The sequence below is a fragment of the Nocardia asiatica NBRC 100129 genome (assembly GCF_000308415.1).
Classification (GTDB): Bacteria; Actinomycetota; Actinomycetes; order Mycobacteriales; family Mycobacteriaceae; genus Nocardia; species Nocardia asiatica.
On record NZ_BAFS01000017.1, the window covers coordinates 22,903 to 43,190 of the forward strand.

Genomic DNA, 20,288 nt, shown 5'->3' on the forward strand with positions numbered 1-20,288 from the left:
GTGTTGTCGTGGGGGTGCTTGTAATGGCTCCGGTGTGGTGGTTATGTCCACGCGGTGCTCATGGCAGCTCGGGTCGAACGTGGTTGACAGTGCCGGGGCGCTTCTGCCACTCTCGGGTCAGGTCATGAGTGCCAGCGTCAAGCCCCGGCTTGCTGGCCGGCAACCCTCCTCCGCGGTGGGGTGCTCCGGGTGACGACCCGGCCGCCGCCCGACCGGGCGCGGCAAGCGCGGACTCGATGAATCATGCGATCACGGGTCCTTGAGCCGACGGGATTTCACGTGACGATTACCGCTGTCGACAATTCCTGTGCCGCACTCGCCCCAGTCTCGGGTGCCGAATTGCGCGTGCCGCTGGTGCAGGGTGGAACGGCGACCTACGCCAACTTCGACTACGCGGCGAGCGCGCCGGCGTTGACGCAGGTGACCGACCGGGTGCAGCAGTTGCTGCCGTACTACGCGAGCGTGCACCGCGGTGCGGGCTACGCCTCGCGGATCTCCACGGAGTGCTACGAGGCCGCCCGCGGGTCGGTCTCCCGATTCCTCGACGCAGCCGACGACCAGGTGGTGGTCTTCACCCGCAACACCACCGACTCGCTGAACCTGCTCGCGGCCTGCGTTCCAGGCGACACCGTGGTGCTCGACATCGAACACCATGCGAACTTCCTGCCGTGGAACAGGCAGGGCCGCCGAGTCGTCGCCGCCGCCGACACGGTCGAGGAGACCGTCGGCAGGTTGGTCGCCGAACTGTGCAGCAGGCCCGCCGCATTGCTCGCGGTGACCGGCGCGTCGAACGTGACGGGGGAGGTGCTCCCGCTCGAGCGGCTGGCCACCATCGCCCACCAGTGCGGCGCCCGGATCCTGGTGGACGCCGCCCAGTTGGCGCCGCATCGGCGAATCAGCCTGCGGGACAGCGGAATCGACTACCTTGCGTTCTCCGGGCACAAGCTGTACGCGCCGTTCGGCGCGGGTGTGCTGGTGGGCAGGCGCGATTGGCTCGACGCGGCGCAGCCCTATCTGGCGGGCGGCGGGGCAGTGCGCGAGGTGCGTACCGACGGGGCCGAGTGGGCGCCGGCTCCGCAGCGGCACGAAGCCGGGTCGCCGAACGTGCTCGGCGCCGCCGCGCTGGCCGCCGCCTGTGACGCGCTCTGTGCCATCGACGCGGAAACCCTCGCCGCGCACGAACACCGGCTGGCCGACCGGCTGCGCGACGGCTTGGCCGCGATTCCCGGCGTCCAACTGCTGCGCATCTGGACCGACAGCCCGGACGCCGTCGGCATCGTCGCTTTCACGCTCGATGATTTCGTCCCGGGACACGTCGCGGCCTATCTGTCCGCCGAACACGGCATCGGCGTGCGGGACGGACGCTTCTGCGCCCACCCGCTGCTCACCCGTCTCGGACTGGACGGTGCACTGCGCGCCAGCATCGGCCTCGGCACCACCTCCGCCGACGTGGACCGCCTGATCGATGCGATCGCCACCCTCGTAGGAACTGGTCCCACCTGGAACTACGCCCTTACCGGCGGCGTGTGGAACCCCACCCCGGAAACCCGCCCCTTCAACTCCACCGCCCCCACCGGCGCCGCCCCCTGCCTCGTCGGCTGACACCGCGCTTGCCGTCAGTTCGGCGCGGGCCCCTCGCCGCAGGTATAGCATTGATGCTATGGCGTGGGGTACTGTTGAGTTGGAACCGGAGGTACGCGATTGGGTGGAAAGGCTCCCCTCGGTCGCATTTGCCAGAGTGGCGTTCTATATCGATCTGCTTGCGGACAAGGGGCCACTGCTCGGCGAGCCGTATACCCGACAGTTGGACGGTAAGTTGCGGGAACTGCGGTTTTACTTGGACAGTTTCGCGGTCCCGGCTCACCTACTGGATTGCGCCCGGGCGTCGGATCGTGATGCTGACCGTATTCGTCAAGACGAGAATGCGGGAGCATGCCGAGATCGAGCGAGCGCGGCGAGCGTTCGACCTCTGCATCGCAGAGCGGCACACGGCCGAGGAGGATGAAGTAAATGGCTGAGCGCGGTGAGTGGGCGGACATCAGAGACCGCCGGATGCAGGAACCCGGTGCTGCGGAGGCTTACGAAGCGGCCCGGTTGGCCTATGAACTGGGTCGAACGATTCGGCGCATGCGCGAGGAGCGGGGCTGGAGTCAGACCGTATTGGCCGAGGCCGCGGGTATGACGCAGTCCGCGGTGGCCAGGTTCGAGGCGGGTGGGACGGTGCCGAGTCTTCCCGTGCTGGAGCGTTTGGCTCGCGCGCTCGACGCGGAGTTGATCGTGCAGGTGCGGCCGAAGGTGGCGTAGCCGCGTCGGCTCAGTCGCCCAGAGCGGTCGGGCGGTAGTAGCGCCCGTTGTAATACAGCAGTGGTGCGGCGGCGGGCTTCTCGTCGGTGTTGTCGTGCACCCGGGTGACCAGGCCGACGACGAAGGTGTGGTCGCCGATGGGGATCAGCTGGTGCACGGTGGCGCGCATCCAGATCGGGGTGCCGTGCAGGACCGGTTCGCCGGTGTCGAGGGTGGTCCACAAGGCGCGGTCGGTGAAGCGCTCCTCGGCGGTCCGGGAGAACCGATGCGCCAGATGCTGCTGGTGTTCGCCGAGGAAGTGGATGACGACGGACTCGGCGTCGAGCATGGCGGACAGGCTGGAGGAGGTGTGCGCGATGTTGAACGAGACCAGCGGCGGGTCCAGTGAGAGCGAGGCGAATGAGGTCGCGGTGAAGCCGACCGGCCCCTGTGGCGAGTGCAGCGTGACGACGGTGACGCCCGCCGGATAGTGGCGCATGGACGCGCGATACTGCTCCGCGGTGATGCCGCTCAGGTCATCGGGAATTCGTAGTTCCGTCTCGGGGCGTGGTGCGTCGGTCACATGACGAAACTACGCCCGGATTTTCCGGTCCCGCGAGGGGTGTGTTGGTTCGGCACTGTTTCGCGGCCCTCGCCGCGATCAGTCCACGTCGATCGGAAGACCGGCGGTGATCCGCAGCAATTCGGGGAACGACGTGCGGAAGACGGTGTTCGGGTGTCCGCCCGCCGCCCAGATCTCGCGGTGGCGCCCCAGCGCGTTGTCCACCCAGGTGGGCAGGTTGGTCGGGTGGCCGACCGGCGCGACGCCGCCGATGGGCTGACCGGTCACTTCGCGCACCGTATCGGCGGGAGCGCGGGTCAACGTCCCTTCCAGGCGCGCACCGGTCCGTGCCAGATCGACCTGGTGTTCGCCCGACACCAGCAGGAGGACCGGGTCGTCGTCGAGTAGGAAGACCAGCGATTTCGTGATCGCCCCCACGTCGACGCCGAGTGCCCGCGCGGCGTCCACCGCGGTGCGCGTCGGTTCCGGCTGGGTGACGATGAGACCGTGATGACCCCGGGAGATGAGGGTGTCGGCGACCCGGCAGGCGACCGGTGGCAATGACGACCTGCGCATCTCACCAGGGTAGAGCGATTGCGGACGGTACGCCGGACAAGTCGCGCGGCCGGTTCAGTATTCCGGGTAGCCTTCGCTGGGGCCGAGCATCCCGGCGATCCGCTCGCGGGTGATCCGGGCCAGTTCGGTCAGGTCGCGCGCGGAGACTTGTTCGTGCGCAACCGCTTCGAAGGCGCGGTCGACATCCCGCGGGGACAGCGCGAGCAATTCGAGATCTGCCTTGGTCAGCAGGGCCTCGTGATCCGGATATGGTCGGGCGTCGCTCAATGTCGTGGCCCAGGTGACGTTGCAGCAGCACGCGTACAGGGCGTGCACCGCGCGGGCGCGCGGCATTTCGTTGAACCGGTCCAGACCTATTCCCCGATGCATCAGCATGGTGTCCTCCGAAACCGATGAATGAGGTTTGCTGACTCGACCATGATCCGCCGTCGGGCGAGTCGGGAACCAGTTCGCCACCGCATTTTTTGCACAGGGTTTACCCGCTGCGGAGTTTCACCGCGAATCCTCGCACGCCGCGAACTCCCGGGCCGGGACACCGGGCGCGCGTCGCCTCGATACGCTGTACAAATGACTGATTGGCAGGCTTTCACCGTCGAAACCAAGGATCACGTCGCGCAGGTGACGCTGACCGGCCCCGGCAAGGGCAACGCGATGGGTCCCGACTTCTGGCGTGAGCTGCCGGAGGTCTTCGGAGCGCTGGACGCCGACCCCGACGTGCGCGCGATCGTGCTGACCGGTTCCGGCAAGCACTTCTCCTATGGTCTGGACCTGCCCGCGATGAGCGGCACCTTCGGTCCGCTGATGGCCGAGCGCGCCCTGGCCGCACCGCGGACCGACTTCCTCACCGAGCTGCGCAAGATGCAGGCTTCGGTCACGGCGGTGGCGGACTGCCGCAAGCCGGTGATCGCGGCGGTGTCGGGCTGGTGCATCGGCGGCGGGCTGGATCTGATCGCGGCGGTCGACATCCGCTACGCCAGCGCGGACGCCAAGTTCAGCTTGCGTGAGGCCAAGGTCGCGATCGTCGCCGACATCGGCTCGCTGCACCGGCTGCCCGGCATCATCGGCGAGGGGCACCTGCGGGAGCTGGCCTACACGGCCAAGGACATCGACGCCGCCCGCGCGGAGAAGATCGGCCTGGTCAACGACGTCTTCCCGGATCAGGAAGCGGCGCTGGACGCGGCGCACGCGACCGCGCGCGAGATCGCCGCCAACCCGCCGCTGGTGGTGCAGGGTGTCAAGGACGTGCTGGATCAGCGCCGCGTGGACGAGGTCGCCGCGGGCCTGCGCTACGTCTCCGCGTGGAATGCCGCGTTCCTGCCCTCGGAGGATCTCACCGAGGCGATCAAGGCCGTCTTCGAAAAGCGCCCGCCCGAATTCCGCGGCCAGTGACTCCCGCGGCGCGTCCATATCGCAGTGGGCGCGCCGTGCTCCGGCCCCAAGGGTGGGTATCGAGGGTGGGCAAGGTGATTCGCCTCAGGGTTGCGTCGCACTCACCCTAGGGGTGGCTGTGCGAGGCGCCGATCGTCCATATCGTTTGAGACGTCAGAAATTTCGCCTCGCATTCAGGAGCAAAACCAATGCGTATCAAGTCCTTCCTCGCCGCTGGTCTGCTGGCCACCGCTGCCGTCGCCGGGGTGTCGACGGCCGCTTCGGCCTCGGCCGCGCCGGTTTACCAGGACGTCGCCTACAGCGGCACCTACGTCGGCACTTACGCCACGCTGTACGCCTGCCGCGCCGACGGCGAGTCGCCGAGCACCGGCGGCTACTACTGGGAGTGCATCGAGACCTGGAACGGCTGGGACCTCTACATCTACTACTGATCCACCTGTCACAGAGAAGGGGCATCCGGCATCCGGGTGTCCCTTTTCGCCTGCCGCGGTTCGAATTTCAGTTCATACGACAAAAGCGGGGAATCCGTTCCGGACTCCCCGCTTTCTCGTGCCACCGGGCTTTCAGTGTCCGCCCTGGTCCTTCAGACGCTGGATGGACGCCTCCACCTCGGCCTCGGCCTCGGCGCGACCGACCCACTCCGAGCCCTTGACGTACTTGCCGGGCTCGAGGTCCTTGTAGCGCTCGAAGAAGTGCTTGATCGCGGCCAGTTCGAACTCCGGGACGTCCTTCAGATCCTGGATGTGATCCCAGCGCGGGTCGCCGGCGGGCACGCACAGGACCTTGTCGTCGCCGCCCGCTTCGTCGGTCATCTTGTACATCGCGACCGGACGCGCTTCCACGATCACACCCGGGAACACCGAGTCGGGCAGCAGGACCAGCGCGTCCAGCGGGTCACCGTCCTCGCCGAGGGTGTTCTCGATGTAGCCGTAGTCGGCGGGGTAGACCATGGACGTGTACAGGAAGCGGTCGAGCCGGACCCGGCCGGTCTCGTGATCGACCTCGTACTTGTTCCGGGAACCCTTGGGGATCTCGATCGTGACGTCGAACTCCACGCCATCTCCTTCGTGCATCGGTGCCGAGCCTGCGACTCGGCTTGTTTCGGCGACTGCCGACTCGGCCGCTGCGGAGTGCGCCGACTCGCCAGGTTGTTCGGGGGAACGTTTGCGCAACGAGGATAGTGTGGGCGGCGGGGACATGGGTGCGGCAGGCGGCTGCTGCGGGAATCGGTCAGGAGAGCGGCGGCGACGTGTTTGGTGGCAACGAGAACATCGGTGGGCTGGCCGCCCGGCGGCGCCGCAACAGATGGATCTGGATATCGACCACGCTGATCGTGCTGCTCGCCGTCGCCGTGGTGGCGCTGGTCACGGTGCGCCCGTGGACCGACGAGTTCCGGCACGGCGGGCTGACCATCGCCGCCGCGCCCGCGCCGGTCGAGCCGTCGCCCCGGGTCACTCCGGCCCGGTCGGCCGGTTCGGCGCCGAGTCCCGCCGGGATCGCCGCCGCGCTGGCGCCGGTGATCGGCAATCCGGACCTCGGCGCGTTCGCGGGCCAGGTGACCGACGCCGACAGCGCGATGGTGCTGTGGAGCGGTGACGCGAACCGGCCGATGATCCCGTCGTCCACCGCGAAGATCCTCACCACGGCGGCAGTCCTGCTCACGTTGCCCGCCGAGCACCGGGTGACGACGAAGGTGGTCGCCGGTGCGGCGCCGAACGAACTGGTGCTGGTCGGTGGCGGCGATCCGACGCTCACCGCGCAGCCGGACGGCAAAGGGTACTACCCGAACGGGCCGCGCCTGTCCGACTTGGTCGACCAGATCAGGACCACGGGCCGCCAGGTGGACACGATCGTGGTCGACACCTCCGCCTACTCCGGACCCACCATGGCGCGGGGCTGGGACCCGATCGACATCCCCGAGGGTTCCATCGCCCCGATCGAGCCGGTGATGCTCGACGGCGGCCGCTTGCAACCGCTCGTCGAGTACTCGCCGCGTACCGCTACGCCCGCACTGGACGCCGGCCGGCGACTGGCCGTCGAATTGGGGCTCGACCCGGCGCGGGTGCGGGCGGGCGTCGCGCCCGCGGGTGCGGCCGAGATCGCCTCGGTCCGCTCGGCGCCGCTGCGTGACCGGCTGCGCGACATGATGGTGTATTCCGACAACGTGCTCGCCGAGGCGATCGGCCGGGAGTTGGCCGCCGCGACCGGCGGCTCGGCCTCCTTCGACGGCGGGGTCGCCGCGGTGCGCACGGCGCTGAGCGCGGCAGGTTTCGATCTGGCCGGCCTGGATATGCACGACAGCAGCGGGCTTTCGGTCGATGACCGGATTCCCGCCCGATTGCTCGACCGGGTCGTGGCGACCGCGGCCAAGCCCACCGGCGCCACGGCGGTGCAACCGGCCGGTACCAAGGCCAAGCCGGAGAACGACCGCACCGCGGCCATCTTGGCTCCGATGCTCGACGCGCTGCCGGTCGCGGGCGCTACCGGCTCGCTCACCAGCCGCTACGTCGCCCGCGACCGCCAGGCCGCGGGCTGGGTCCGGGCGAAGACCGGAACTCTGTCGGTGTCCAGCGCGTTGGTCGGGTATGTGCTGGACGCCGATGGGCGGGTGCTGACCTTCGCTCTGATGTCGAACGATCGACCGCCGGAGGTGAGCAGGCCCGCGTTGGACGCGATCGCAGGCACGCTGCGAAACTGTGGATGCACGTGACGGGTGGTTGATCATGACCCAGCAAGGTTCCGACACAGCCGAGTTCGGCTCCGCGGGCGTGGCCGAGCGGCGCAAGGCCCGCTCGGGTCTGTCCGGCGTGGTCGATTGGCGTCTGGCCGCGCGAACCGGCTCGGCGCTCGCGCCAGCGGGTCCGCGCACGTCGCGCTACTCGGCCGAGCAGGTCGTGGCCGAACTCGCGGATTCCTCCGTGCGGGCCGAGGCGCCGGTTCGTGAGGTCAGCGGGTTGCTGGACGACCGGCCGGTCCCCGCGGCCAGGATCGTCGACCGGCCGGGGTGGATCCAGGCCGCCGCCGACTCGATGGCCCAGCTCACCGGAACCGGTGGGGCGCTCGCCGAACGCAAGCTGCTGGCGGGCAAACCCGCCGGTGTGCAGGCGGGCGCGATGCTGGCCTTCCTGTCCACCGCGATCCTCGGCCAATACGACCCGTTCACCGGAGCGGACGGCACCCTGCTGCTCGTCGCCCCGAACATCGTGGCCGTCGAGCGCGCGCTCGGAGTGTCGGCCGGCGATTTCCGGCTCTGGGTCTGCCTGCACGAGGTGACCCACCGGGTGCAGTTCTCCTCGGCGCCCTGGCTCACCGAATACATGCGCGCCAATGTCGAGGTGCTCGGCGAGGTCGGTGACGAGCCGGTGAGCGACATGCTGACCCGGCTGCTCGAGGAGGTGCGCGACCGTCGCCGCGGCACCGCCTCCGACGACCCGGTCGCGCGCGGCGTGGTCGGGCTGCTGCGCGCCACCCAGGCGCCGCCGCAGCGCGAGGCGCTGGACCGTCTGCTCATGCTCGGCACCCTGCTGGAGGGGCACGCCGATCACGTCATGGACGCGGTCGGCCCCGCGGTCGTCCCGTCGGTCGAGCAGATCCGCACCGCGTTCGACCAGCGGCGCAAGCGTCCGACCAATCCGGTGCAGCGCATCCTGCGCGCCCTGCTCGGCGTGGATGCCAAGGTGGCCCAGTACGTGCGCGGGAAGAAGTTCGTGGACGAGGTGGTCGGCACGGTCGGGACGGCCCGGTTCAACACGGTGTGGACCGAACCCGAGACTTTGCCGCGCACCGACGAGATCGAGCAGCCGCAACGCTGGATCGAACGGGTGCTGGCCTGAGCGATCAGGCCCTGTTCGGCCCCGGCGGCGGACTGCCGAGCGAGGCAGGCCGGTAGGCTGCGCCCCATGGGGCGTTCGCCAGGAACGACACCCGGGCGTTTCGCATCGAAGGCCGGGTCGTCGGATTCCGCGCGGCCGCCGGCGGCCGGTGCGGGCGACGTCCGGCGCCTGCCCGAGACCGCTGCCGTGCTCACTGTCCGCAGGGCCGTCCGGGACTGGCTGGCCGATTTCGGGCCGCGTGAGAACGAACCACAGGTGGTCGCGGTCGCGCTGTCCGGCGGCGCGGATTCGCTGGCCCTCACGGCCGCGTCGGTGGCGGAGACGAACGCCGTCCACGCACTGGTGGTCGATCACCGGCTGCAACCCGGTTCCGGCGCCGTGGCGGCCGAGGCGGCGGCCCAGGCGCTCGCCCTGGGCTGTCGGTCCGCACGGGTGCTCGCGGTCGAGGTCGGCACCGAGGGCGGCGTGGAAGCCGCCGCGCGCCGGGCGCGCTACGCCGCGCTGGATTCGGCGCGCGACGGCCTGCCGGTGCTGCTCGGGCACACGCTCGACGACCAGGCCGAAACGGTGCTGCTGGGGCTCGCGCGCGGCTCGGGTGGCCGCTCGATCCAAGGGATGGCCCCCTGCGCCGAGCCGTGGGGGCGGCCGCTGCTCGGCGTGCGCCGGGAAACGACCCGGCAGATGTGCGCCGACTTGAGCGTCTCCCCACACGACGACCCGCACAACGCGGCGCCCGAGTTCACCCGGGTCCGGCTGCGTACCGAGGCGTTGCCGCTGCTCGAGCAGATCCTCGGCGGCGGGGTGGCTCCGGCGCTGGCGCGCACGGCCGAGCAGCTGCGGGAGGACGGCGCGGTGCTGGACGCGCTCGCCGCCGAGCTGCGGCACACCGCGAGTGATGGGCAGGCGCTGGTGATCGAGACCCTCGCCACTGCGCCCGCGGCCCTGCGAAAACGGGCAATCCGGGCATGGCTGCTGGACCAGGGGGCGAAAGCGCTGACCACCAAGCATTTACAGGCAGTCGACGAACTGGTGACGGCTTGGCGCGGGCAGGGCGGTGTCGCGGTCGGCGGAGGAAGGCCGGATAGCAGGTTGGTCGCCGGGCGCGAACATGGCAGGCTGACACTGCGGCTGAGTGAGGATGGGCATCGGAGGCGATGACGCAGACCGAACCGGCCCGACGGGCTCACCACCACGGAAGGGAATCCAGCTGACGTGTACGGGGACGACATCGCGTCGGTGCTGATCACCGAGGAACAGATCGCCGCGAAGACCCAGGAGCTGGCCGAACTCATCGCCAAGCGGTATCCCCCCGACGCTCCGGAGGGCGATCTACTGCTGGTGGGCGTGCTCAAGGGCGCCATCTTCTTCATGACCGACCTGGCCAAGGCGCTGCCGATCCCGACCCAGATGGAGTTCATGGCCGTCTCGTCCTACGGATCGTCCACTTCCTCCTCCGGCGTGGTGCGCATCATGAAGGACCTGGACAAGGACATCGCGGGCCGCAACGTCCTGATCGTCGAGGACATCATCGACTCCGGGCTCACGCTGTCGTGGCTCAAGCGCAACCTGTCCACCCGCAACCCGGCCTCGCTCGAGGTGGTCACCCTCCTGCGCAAACCCGACGCGCTACGCACGCCCGTGGAAGTCGCGCACGTCGGCTTCGACATCCCGAACGAATTCGTCGTGGGCTACGGCCTCGACTACGCGGAGCGCTACCGCGACCTGCCCTATATCGGCACCCTGGACCCCAAGGTCTACGGCGGCTGAGTCGTCAGCCGGGCAGGACGCCGAAAATCGTTGCCGGAGAACCGGAACCGCCGCGGTAGAGCGGTCCGCCCACCAGTACCCACGCGCCCGTCGCCGGTAGCGCGGCCAGGTTCGACAAGCACTCCAGACTGATCCGGTGCTCGCCGTAGAGCAGCTTGGACACCGCGTACGTCTCGTCGGTACCCACGTCCGGGCCGAACGTATCGATGCCGAGCGCGCCTCGGCGCCCGAGCCTGCCGGTGCCCAGCAGCCATTCCACCGTCTCCACCGCGAAACCCGGCTGGCGGCCGGACGATTCCCCCGTGCCGATGAACTCCGGGGTGCCCCACTTGGCGTCCCAGCCGGTCCAGGCGATCACCGCGGCGCCGTCCGGGATCCGGCCGTGCTCCGCCTCCCATCGCCGCAGATCGCCGACCGTGATCGCGTAGTCGCGATCATCAGCGCAGTGCTGCCGGACATCGATGGTCACCGCGGGCAGCAGCAGGTCGTCCAGCTCCAGTTCGTCCGCGGCCAGCCCGTCGGCGCGGAAATGGACCGGTGCGCCCCAATGGGTTCCGGTGTGTTCGCCCTGCTGGATGTAGCGCAAGTGATAGCCGTCGTCGGCGATCGTGGCCACGACGTCGGTGCGGAACTCGGGATCGCCCGGGTACAGCGGCGTGCTGGCCGGATCGTGGACGTGCGAGAGATTCACCAACCGCCCCAGCGGGTTCGGTGTGCTCATCGGCTGCGCTGCGGAATCGCTCGGGCCAGCGCGAGCAGATCTGCTTCCAGGAGCCGGAACAGCCGATAGGTCAGCACGAATGCCAGGATGCCACCCACGCTCAGCACGCGCACCGGAACGATCACCAGCTCCAGGTCGGCGGCGTTGACGAAGGTCGCGCTCGCCACGCCCAGCAGCGGAACCGACGCCGCGGCACCGAGATAGAAATTCCCGCGCCTGGCCAGCGCGCGCAGTTGCCTTTCGTCGTCGCGGCCGATGCCACCGCGCACCAACAACTGTGGATAGATCGAGCGCACCGCGTAGACCATGATCGGGAAGAACGGATACGCCAGCGCGATCGCCGCGCACACCACCTGCGCGGCGAAGAAATGCAGGAAGGTCCCGCGTGGTAGGTCGACACCGGAGGAAGCCAGGCCCAGTGGCCAGACGATGCCCGCGACCAGCCAGAAGCCGAAGGGTATCCAGACCGCCCAATCGCCCATCAGCAGCGTGTCCCGGCGCGCTTTCGCCAGCGTGCGCGCGGAGTATCCGCGGCCGCGGCGGAGGCGGAACGCGATGGTGAGCGGCCGCCGGGTCATGAACACCAGCAGCAGCGCGGCGACCGGGAACGCGACGAGATTGTTGATCAACCCGACCGCCGCGAATTTCTCCTGATCCGCCGCCGACATCCGGTCGATGATCAAAGCTTGGTTCAACTGGATGTTGTAGAAGCTGGCCAGCACGTTGGGGACGCCGACGCACAGCGCGGCGACCGGCAGCAGCCAGCCGCGGGCCCGGTGGGCGAGGCTGTCCGGCGGGGGGTCCACCAAGTCCCGCGCGCGGGTGTCGAGGCACAGATCGAGCTGTCCCGCGAGTTCGGCGCCGCTGCGCCAGCGGCGTTCCGGGTCCGCGTGCAGGCACTCCAGTAGCACGCGGCGCAGCGCGGCCGGAGTGTCTTCGGGCAGGCGCGCCAGTGCCGCGGTCGAGACGCCGTCACGGCGGACCGCGAGCATCCGCGCGTACGTCTCGGTCACAGAGCCGTCCTCGATGCGCGGCGGGTCGGCGAACGGACGCACACCGGTCAGCATCTCCCACAGCAGCACCCCGAGGGAGTAGATGTCGCTGGCGTTGCGCGGGGCGGGCGCACCGGGATCCAGATAGTGCGCCAGTTGCTCCGGGGACCGGTAGGTCAGCGCGTCGGTGCTACCGGAATCGCGCGGCGCGGGGACGCGGGCCGCCGCCTCGCCCAGGGCGAAATCGGCGAGCTTCGGGATGCCTTCCGCGGTGAACAGGACGTTGGCCGGTTTGATGTCGTGGTGCAGCACGCCGTGGTGCTCGGCGTAGTCCAGGGCGTCGGCCAGCCGCCTGCCCACCCACGCCACGGTCTCCGGCCAGCTCAGCCGGGCGATCTCGGCGCGCACGCTGGAATCCGACGGCCGGATCTCGCCCTTGGCCTCCATCGCGGTGTCCACCGCGCGCAGCAGCAGCGCACCGCCGTCGGACACCGGGCCGCGACGGCGCTGCTCCAGCACCCCCACCGCGGTGCCTCCGGGAAGGTACTGCATGTAGACCAGGCGCGGCAGCGGGGCCACCCGGGCCTCCGGGGCGAGCGGTGGCGGCGCGGCCGGGGAATCGGCGTGATCGGGTCGGTCTGGGCGGGTGACGTCCAGGCCGATCGAGTCGACCAGCGTCGCGTCCGGAGGGGCGAGGAGCGTGGCGGCGTCGCCGGATTCCGCCGCCGGTCCGGCATCGCGATCGGGAAGGGGCGCGGTGTCGCGGCCAGGTCGGCGTGTGCGGTGCACGGTTGTGTCGTCGCTGCCGACCCGGCTGGGCACGGTATGCGCCGCCGCGACCGTCGCGTCGTCCGCGGTGGATCGGCGGCCGACAGAAGCTCCGGCGAGGCCGGGAAGTAAGGGCTGGGCGATGGTTGCGTCGTCGGTCGGGCGGCTCGCGGTTCGGTCCGAGCGGTGGTGTGGCGATGGTTGCGTCGTCGTCTGGATGGTGGGTTATTCGCTCGGGTGGCGGTGTCGCGACAGTGGCGTCGTCGCTCGGGCGGTTCGTCGTTCGGTCCAGCGGCGAAGCGTCGGCGTCGGCGTCTCGTTCGGGTCGTGGGGCCGCGATGGTTGCGTCGTCTATCGGGCGGTTCGCGGTTCGGTCGGAGGGATGGGGCAGCAATGGTTGCGTCGTCGCTCGGGCGGTTCGCGGTTCGGTCCGGGGGTGGGGTGGCGATGGTCGCGTCGTCCCCTGGGCGGTTCGTCGTTCGGCCCGGCGGCGAAGCGTCGGCGTCGGCGTCTCGCTTGGGTGGTGGTGTGGCGATGGTTGCGTCGTCGCTCGGGCGGTTCGCGGTTCGGTCCGGGGGTGGGGTGGCGATGGTCGCGTCGTCCCCTGGGCGGTTGGCAGCCCGGTTGGGTGGTGGGGTGTCGTCGGGCTCGAACGGCTCGGCGCTCGCGATGTCGCGTTTGGGGCGCGGCGCGGTGATGGTCGCTTCCGCGTCGTCTGCGGTGGCGGGAGAGTGGCTGCCGTTCGCCGGCGGACCGGCGAAGGTCGAGCTGCGCGCGGCGTCGGAGCTGAGCACCCGCTGGTCGAAGACGCGCACGATGTGGGCGTGGTCGAGCTGGGCCATCGTGTGCGGTGCGCCCGCCCGTCCCGCCGAGAACCGGACGGCGACCAGTCGCTGCATGGAACGCTGCCTGGCCAGGAAGACGCGGCCGAGCAGACCCGCGCCCAGGTCGGTGAGCAGGTCGAAGTCATCGATCCGCAGCCCGGGCGCGAGGTCGGCGAGCGCGGCCACGGCGTCGCTCGATTCGGCTGTGCCCGCCTCATCCTCGGCGGCGAAATCGGCGAGGCGTTCGCGAACGATGTCGGCGAGGTCCGGGTACTCGGCGAGGAAATCCTCCGTCGGCAGCGGTCCCCGTTCGCGGCGCGCCAGGAATTCTTCGCACACCAGATCCAGGAGCTGGGGGCTGTTCGCCACCTCGGGGAACTCGATGCGGTATTCCACGATCCGTTTGCCGAGCCCTTCGCGCTCCCAGCGACGCCGCAGATCCACCCGGATCAGGTCGACGAGAACGGCCAAGCGCACCTGTGTGCCATCGGGCACGTAGTCGCGGATCTGGGGCGGCAACCGATCGCTGTTCAGGCTGTGTTGCCAGTCGTCGGCGAAACGGACGACGGCATCGGCGCGCGAAGAGATCACGCGCCGGTCTCCACGGTGGCCGCCGGCACGCGTGCGGATCGCCCCTCGGCAGGCCCTGTGACGGCGGCTCCGGGATCGACCACCCGCTCCAGCGCACGCAGATCCGCTTCCAGCGCACGGAACAGCAGATAGGTGCCCACGAACGCGATTATGCCGCCCACGCACAGCAGCCGGACCGCGAAGATCACCGACGGAATGTCGGGCGGGGGCAGGAAGGTCACTCCGGCGACCGCGAGCAGCGGCACCGAGGCGGCCACCGCCAGATACCCGTTACAGCGACGGTCCAGGCCGCGCAGCCACACCGCGTCCTCAGGGCTGATGTCCCCGTGCCGCAGGAACAGCGGATATATGCACCGCACCATGTAGAAGGTCAGCAGGAAGAAGGGATAGGCGACCGCGATCGCGCCGCATACCACCAGTGAGGAGAAGAAGTGCACCACGGCTGGTGCCGATATGTCTCCCGTCGACACCTGTAGTGCGATCGGGAAGATCAACCCGGCCAGCACCCACAGCGAGAAGGCGACGGCCACGGCACGATCGCCCATCAGGAGTGCGTCCTTTCTGGCACGCCGCAAAGTCTTCGGGTCGTATCGTCGTCCTTTGCGCAGGCCGCGCGGCACCGTCAGCACGTATCTAGCCATGTACAGCACCAGCGCGATGCCCGCCGGGAAGAAGATCGCGTTCACGGCGCCCGTGATGATCAAGAAAGTCTGCTGGGCGTTCTCGGTCATCCGGCTGATGATCAGGTGTTGGTTGTGCTGGATGTTGTACAGCGAGGCGAGCACGTTCGGTAGCGCCACCGCCACCAGCGCCACCGGCACCATGTACGGGCGCAGCCGCTTGCGCCAGCTGTTCGGGGCCGGATCGACCAGCTCCCGCGCGCGCTCGTCCAGGCACATCTCCAGCTGCCTGGCCAGGATGGCGCCGCTGGACCAGCGGTCGGTCCGCTCCGGCTCGAGGCAGGTCCGCAGCACGCGGCACAGCGCGGCGGGGCAGTCGGGCGGGACCCGCTCCAGCGCGGCCTCGTCCACGCCTGCGCTGCGCCGCTCCAGCATGGCCTCCAGGGTGGTGTCGTCGCCGTGCTCGCCCGCTCCCGCCGTGCTGTCGTCGAACGGCTTGGCTCCGGTGAGCAGTTCCCACAGCACCACGCCGAGAGAGTAGATGTCGGCGCGGGTGTCCAGGTCGGCGGCGCTGCGGCCGAAGCTCGGGTGGCAGGCCTCCAGCTGTTCCGGCGACATATAGGCCAGCGAGCCGCCGAAGTAGGCCACCGGACTGGTGCCTTCCACGTTGCGGCTGAAGCTGATGTTGAAGTCGGCCAGTTTCGGTACGCCCTCGGCGGTGAGCAGGACGTTCGCCGGTTTCACGTCGCGGTGCAGCACGCCGTGCGAAGAGGCGTAGTCCAGCGCCTCGGCCAACCTGCGGCCGAGCCAGGCCACCGTCTCCGGCCAGCTCAGCGTCGCGAGCTCGGCGCGCACGCTGGAATCGGTCGGCCGGATCTCGCCCTTTTCCTCCATCGCGACGTCCACGGCGTCCAGCAGCAGTTGGCCGCTGCGCTCGGCGGGCGGGGTGGCGCGCACCCAGCGCAGCACGCCCAGCAGCGTGCCACCGGGAAGGAACTGCATGTAAAGCAGCCGCAACCGGCGCGCGGCGCGTTCGGCGTCGTCGAGCAGCCGCTGGTCGAAGACCCGCACGATGTAGTCGTGGTCGAGCTGGGCCAGCGTCTGCGGCTCGGTGCCGTGGTCGCTGGAGATCTTGACCGCGACCAGCCGTTGCAGCGAGCGCTGCCGGGCCAGGAAGACGCGGGCGAACGCACCGCTGCCCAAACCGGTCAGCAGATCGAAGTCGTCGATGCGCTGACCGATCTCGATGCGGTCGAGCGGGTCGAGGCGGCCCGGCCCGGTGCCGATCGTCGTCGGCACGGCGGTGGCGGTGCCCGTCGATTCGGCGGCGGTCGTCGTGGTCATCTCGGAATCACGAGCGGACTCGGTGGTTCGGTTCAACGCGGTGTCGTCGAGATCGGAAACGGGCTGCGCGAAGACGGTCCGCGTGGAGTCCTCCAGGGTCGCGCGGCGGGTGCTCTGATCGAGCTCGTCGGCGTTCAGCAATTCGCGCAGTTGCTTCGCCTGCCGCGGATATTCGCGCAGGCATTCGCGCGGGTCGACCCGCTCCCCGCTCTGGCGGCGGATGACGAACTCCTCGTACACCAGACCCGCCGGAATATCCTCGGACGCGAGTTCGGGAAATTCGGCGCAGTAATCGGCCAAGCGCATGCGAGCGGCGCGTTCCGGCGTGGCTCCCGGACGGTGCAGCCAGCGATGGCGTAAGTCGACGCGAATCAGCTCCAGCAGGGCCTCGCGGCGCAAGGTCGTCGCGTCGGGCAGGAATTCGGCGATCGTGGGCGGGCGCCGGGTGGACTCCCATGCAGCGGAGAACGCCGCCACCGCGTCGGATTCGGCACGGGACAGCTCACCACTCCTCGCACGGGTGGAAACACCTGTGTCGGGACCGGAACTTCTCTCAGAGTTCGCACTCATGCTCGGACCTAGTGGCTCGGCGGACGCCGCGGAATCCGCATCGTTTGTCGGTCGGGTGTGCCGAAAATTTCCCGCCACACCCCACACCATCATCCCCCGCGCCGTATTCGAAATGATAACTTGCGGCTCGACAGTGGATCACCCGATTTCGACAACGACGCGACGGGGGATGACCAGCACATGTCCGACGAGGCCGCGGTAGTGGCGAACGGCTCGATATCGGCGGCGAAGGCCGCGCCGCGAACAACCGTTCCGAATGCGAAAACCACCGAACCGATGCTCACCCGAGTACGAGCGACCACGGCCGACGCGCGGCCGGAGCGCCTGTGGGACGCCGAATCCGGCCTCGAACGCGGCCCGGCCGCGACGATCGCCGCGTGTGTGCGCGACGGTCTGCTGCATCCGGGCCAAGTAGCGGCGGACGCCGGGACGCGGATCGCGGCGGCGGATCGCAAGGACAACGCGTTCAGTGTCCTTCGCGCCGAGCAGGCGATGGCCGATTCGGTCGGCTTGATGGAGCGCGCCGACCTCGACGTACTGCCCATGGCGGGTGTGCCGGTCGCGGTCGAGCACGGAATGCCGATGGCGGGCCAGGCCGCGCCGCCGGGTGCGGCGGCCACCGCGGATCATCCCGTGGTGGCCAGGTTGCGTGCCGCGGGCGCGGTGGTGCTCGGGCAGGTCGCGGCCCCCGAACTGGGCCGGTGGTCGACCAGCGCGGGCGCCGAGCGCGTCATCCGCAATCCGTGGAACCCCGCACGGAACGCGGGCAGCGCGGCCGGAGCGGCGGTCGCGGCCGGGCTGGTTCCAGTGGCGCACGGTTGCGACGGTCTGGGCGCGGTGCGGGTCGCCGCCGCCTGCTGTGGAATCTTCGGCATCAAGCCCGGTCAGCACACGGTTCCCGACGTGGGCGCCTGGTCGGGGCTGGTGGAGAACGGTGTACTGGCCACCAGCGTGGACGACGCCGCGCTGGCGCTATCGGTCCTGGCGGCGCGGCCGGACCTGGCCGAGGTGGATCCACCCGGCCGACTACGCATCGGCCTGGCCGTGGATCCACCGTCTCCGCTATTGCGCGTCGACCGGCACTGGACAGCCGCGGCCCGCGCGGCCGCCTCGGTGGCAGCGGGGGCGGGCCACCTGGTCGAATCGACGGAGCTACCGTACGGGAACGCGGTATTCGCGGCGTTCCTACGCTGGCTGGCCCTCAGCGCGCGCGATGTCCCCGCGCTACCCGACCCCGACCAGCTATCCCGCAGAGCCCGCCGTCGCCTGGCCCTCGGCCGGGCGGTGCACCGGTTCCGGCTCGACCACCCCGCCCAGATCGACCGGGTGGAAGCACGACTACTGGAGTTCTTCGAGCGTTACGACGTGGTGATCACTCCCACGCTCGCCGCCCCGCCGCCGATGGCGCGGGCCTGGCACTTCCGCGATCGACCGGCCACTCTGCTCGCCGGCGCGCGATTGGCACCCTTCACCCCGCTGTGGAATCTGGTGGGCTGGCCCGCCGCTTCCGTCCCCATGGGCATGCATCCTCGGTCGGGCACGCCGGTGGCCGCCCAGTTCGCGGGGCCGCCCGGCAGCGAATCCACGCTGCTGCGGCTGTCCGCTCAGGTGGAGACCCGCTGTCCGTGGCAGCGCACCGCGCCCGAGATTCGCTGATTCAGACGCTGACCGGCGACTGCTGCGCGGCGAAACCGCCTTCGACGGCCCGACCGGCGAACTCGAGGATGGTGGGCCGGTTGTCGTCGGCCCGCCACGCCACGGCGAGTTCGCACGGCGCGAGACCCGACACGGGCCGTGCGGTCAGACCGGGCCAGCGGTACATCGGCACGTTGTTCTCGGCCAGCAGGCACACGCCCAGCCCGAGACTCACGGCTTCCAGCTTGTCCTCGGCGGTCGCGGCCTCGGCGCCGATCTTCGGCGGACGGCCGCCGCGTCCGTCGTTGCCGAGCCAGAAGTCGCGTACCGCACCGGCTTCGGTGGGCAGCGCCACGAACGGCTCGTCGAGCAGGTCGGCGAACTCGATGGTCTCCGAGACGGCCAGCGGATGGTTCTCCGGAAGCAGCACCCAGCGCGGCTCGGTGCGCAGCACCTGCCAGCGGTAGCGGCTCTGGTCGGGCAGGGGGAGCCAGACGAGGGCGAGATCGGCCTGCCGTCCCGCCAGCCCGCTGGAGGGATCGGTCCAGGAGGCCGCGTGCAGCGCGAGGCGATGCCCGCTGGCGCTCTCCAGATCGCTGAGCAGGCCGCGACCGAGCGCGGACTGGATGCCGACGCGCAGCACCTCGCCCGCTTCCTGCAGCGAGACGTTGGTGACCTCCCACAGCTCCAAGATCTTGCGGGCGCCTTCGAGCAGCTCCTTGCCCGCGACGGTCAGCGCGACACTGCGCTGGTTGCGGTCGAACAGGACCACGTCGAGCTGACGTTCCAGCTGACGGATCTGACGCGACAGAGTGGGTTGTGCGATGTGCAGCCGCTGAGCGGCGTTGGTGAAGTGCAGTTCCTCAGCGACAGCGACGAAATACCGCAGGTCGCGCAAGTGCGGGTCCATAGCCCCTTGCTATCAGAATCAGTCCGGAATTTCCAGCCTTATCAGGCCGAAAAGTTCGGATACGGGCACCGAAACAGTCGGCAGGTTTGTTAGAGACAGCATATTGCCTGTGCTGGTGCAGCGCACGATGCGGTTGGCGAATTCTGGGCACCCGCCGACGGGTTATCGTCGCGTTTCCTTATTTGGGCACTTGACCAGCATCAATGGCAGTCGGCCACTTCGCGGAGTAGCGGATTGCGGACATGGCTGGGGTTGCCTGCTATCGGCTGAGAATATGCCGCCGACCGGCTACCGGGGGTTGCCGATGTCGCACGTGATATTCGTCACACAATCGTTTTCGAACGGCCCGCCACCCCCGCTCGGTGTGCTCCAGAACGCAGCGGGGCGCCGCGGCCGAGACGACTCCCGACCGCGGCGCCCCGGCGCCACACCCGCGATCACACGCCGCGGGCACGCTCCTCGTACGCCTTGCGCTTGTCGGCGTCGACGTCGTCGAGGAACGCGCGCCCGGACCCGAGCGCCCGGCCGATGCCGTCCCCGAGCGCCTCGGGCAGCAGGCCGACGAACTGCGAGATGAACCCGGCCATCGCGGTCACCCTGACCTTGGACTTCGGCGCGACGATCAGCTTGACGACGGCGTCGGCGATCTCCTCCGGCTCGGCCGGGCGCAGCAGCTTCGGCGGGGTGACGCCGGACCCGAGCTCGGTGTTGGTCAACGTCGGCAGCACCGAGGAGAAGCGCACGCCGGTGCCGCGATACTCCTCCCGCAGCGTGTCGGTGAACCCGAGCACCGCGTGTTTGCTGGCGTTGTAGGTGGCCAGGCCGGGGATGTGGGTCTCCCCGGCCAGTGAGGCGATGTTGATGATGTGCCCGCTGCCGCGCGCCAGCATCCGGCGCAGCGCC

18 protein-coding genes and 1 riboswitch are annotated in these 20,288 nt (G+C 69.7%); of the genes, 9 read left to right on the forward strand and 9 right to left on the reverse strand.

Annotation, left to right across the window (positions count from 1 at the left end):
• Positions 1-120 precede the first annotated feature (120 nt).
• A riboswitch (SAM riboswitch) is annotated at positions 121-234 on the forward strand.
• Between the two features lie 45 nt (positions 235-279).
• Both ON27_RS02025 and ON27_RS02035 read left to right on the forward strand, forming a co-directional pair.
• On the forward strand, positions 280-1,602 hold the full coding sequence (locus tag ON27_RS02025) for an aminotransferase class V-fold PLP-dependent enzyme (protein ID WP_373282721.1): 1,323 nt from the start codon (positions 280-282) through the stop codon (positions 1,600-1,602).
• 408 nt (positions 1,603-2,010) lie between these two features.
• Positions 2,011-2,304: a helix-turn-helix domain-containing protein gene (locus tag ON27_RS02035; protein WP_043718460.1), complete on the forward strand. Its 294-nt coding sequence runs from the start codon at positions 2,011-2,013 to the stop codon at positions 2,302-2,304.
• A gap of 10 nt (positions 2,305-2,314) precedes the next feature.
• On the opposite strand, the gene ON27_RS02040 is transcribed toward ON27_RS02035, so the two are convergent.
• From ON27_RS02040 to ON27_RS02050, 3 genes are all read right to left on the reverse strand, one after another.
• On the reverse strand, positions 2,315-2,866 hold the full coding sequence (locus ON27_RS02040; RefSeq protein WP_043718462.1) for a flavin reductase: 552 nt from the start codon (positions 2,864-2,866) through the stop codon (positions 2,315-2,317).
• A gap of 78 nt (positions 2,867-2,944) precedes the next feature.
• Positions 2,945-3,421, reverse strand: coding sequence for a YbaK/EbsC family protein (locus ON27_RS02045; RefSeq protein WP_043718464.1), 477 nt, complete (start codon positions 3,419-3,421; stop codon positions 2,945-2,947).
• Between the two features lie 54 nt (positions 3,422-3,475).
• Positions 3,476-3,796: a 2-oxo-4-hydroxy-4-carboxy-5-ureidoimidazoline decarboxylase gene (locus ON27_RS02050; RefSeq protein ID WP_043718466.1), complete on the reverse strand. Its 321-nt coding sequence runs from the start codon at positions 3,794-3,796 to the stop codon at positions 3,476-3,478.
• A 192-nt stretch (positions 3,797-3,988) separates the two neighbouring features.
• Here ON27_RS02050 and ON27_RS02055 point away from each other — a divergent pair, with 192 nt between their 5' ends.
• The gene (locus ON27_RS02055; RefSeq protein ID WP_043718469.1) at positions 3,989-4,810 is read left to right on the forward strand and encodes a crotonase/enoyl-CoA hydratase family protein; all 822 of its coding nucleotides are present in this window, start codon (positions 3,989-3,991) and stop codon (positions 4,808-4,810) included.
• A gap of 188 nt (positions 4,811-4,998) precedes the next feature.
• A complete protein-coding gene (locus ON27_RS02060) occupies positions 4,999-5,241 on the forward strand; it encodes a hypothetical protein (protein WP_043718472.1) in 243 nt (80 codons plus the stop codon).
• A gap of 132 nt (positions 5,242-5,373) precedes the next feature.
• Here the strand turns inward: ON27_RS02060 and ON27_RS02065 are convergent, their stop codons facing one another.
• Entirely contained in the window at positions 5,374-5,865 is a 492-nt protein-coding gene (locus ON27_RS02065; RefSeq protein ID WP_014348688.1) for an inorganic diphosphatase, read from the reverse strand.
• A 215-nt stretch (positions 5,866-6,080) separates the two neighbouring features.
• Between ON27_RS02065 and dacB the strand changes: the two genes are divergently transcribed.
• From dacB to hpt, 4 genes are all read left to right on the forward strand, one after another.
• Complete coding sequence (gene dacB / locus ON27_RS02070; protein ID WP_043718489.1) at positions 6,081-7,520, forward strand: D-alanyl-D-alanine carboxypeptidase/D-alanyl-D-alanine endopeptidase; 1,440 nt, start codon at positions 6,081-6,083, stop codon at positions 7,518-7,520.
• Positions 7,521-7,533: 13 nt separating this feature from the next.
• The gene (locus tag ON27_RS02075; RefSeq protein ID WP_083887339.1) at positions 7,534-8,643 is read left to right on the forward strand and encodes an Rv3626c family coenzyme F420 biosynthesis-associated protein; all 1,110 of its coding nucleotides are present in this window, start codon (positions 7,534-7,536) and stop codon (positions 8,641-8,643) included.
• Positions 8,644-8,709: 66 nt separating this feature from the next.
• Complete coding sequence (gene tilS, locus ON27_RS02080) at positions 8,710-9,801, forward strand: tRNA lysidine(34) synthetase TilS (protein WP_083887335.1); 1,092 nt, start codon at positions 8,710-8,712, stop codon at positions 9,799-9,801.
• Between the two features lie 54 nt (positions 9,802-9,855).
• Positions 9,856-10,410, forward strand: coding sequence for a hypoxanthine phosphoribosyltransferase (hpt, locus tag ON27_RS02085; protein WP_040864524.1), 555 nt, complete (start codon positions 9,856-9,858; stop codon positions 10,408-10,410).
• A gap of 4 nt (positions 10,411-10,414) precedes the next feature.
• Here the strand turns inward: hpt and ON27_RS02090 are convergent, their stop codons facing one another.
• The 3 genes from ON27_RS02090 to ON27_RS02105 form a co-directional block, all read right to left on the reverse strand.
• Positions 10,415-11,131, reverse strand: a complete 717-nt coding sequence (locus ON27_RS02090) for a cyclase family protein (protein ID WP_083887336.1) — start codon at positions 11,129-11,131, stop codon at positions 10,415-10,417.
• Positions 11,128-12,945 carry a serine/threonine-protein kinase gene (locus ON27_RS02095; protein WP_051046134.1) on the reverse strand — a complete coding sequence of 606 codons (1,818 nt, stop codon included), beginning with the start codon at positions 12,943-12,945 and terminating at the stop codon, positions 11,128-11,130. The genes ON27_RS02090 and ON27_RS02095 overlap by 4 nt, the downstream gene beginning before the upstream one ends.
• Positions 12,946-14,302: 1,357 nt before the next feature.
• Complete coding sequence (locus ON27_RS02105; protein ID WP_063711264.1) at positions 14,303-16,840, reverse strand: serine/threonine-protein kinase; 2,538 nt, start codon at positions 16,838-16,840, stop codon at positions 14,303-14,305.
• Positions 16,841-17,020: 180 nt separating this feature from the next.
• Between ON27_RS02105 and ON27_RS02110 the strand changes: the two genes are divergently transcribed.
• On the forward strand, positions 17,021-18,496 hold the full coding sequence (locus ON27_RS02110; RefSeq protein WP_083887340.1) for an amidase family protein: 1,476 nt from the start codon (positions 17,021-17,023) through the stop codon (positions 18,494-18,496).
• A 1-nt stretch (position 18,497) separates the two neighbouring features.
• On the opposite strand, the gene ON27_RS02115 is transcribed toward ON27_RS02110, so the two are convergent.
• On the reverse strand, positions 18,498-19,385 hold the full coding sequence (locus ON27_RS02115; protein ID WP_043718476.1) for a LysR family transcriptional regulator: 888 nt from the start codon (positions 19,383-19,385) through the stop codon (positions 18,498-18,500).
• Between the two features lie 437 nt (positions 19,386-19,822).
• Positions 19,823-20,288: SDR family NAD(P)-dependent oxidoreductase (locus tag ON27_RS02120; protein WP_043718508.1), on the reverse strand; the 466-nt coding region annotated here is incomplete at its 5' end.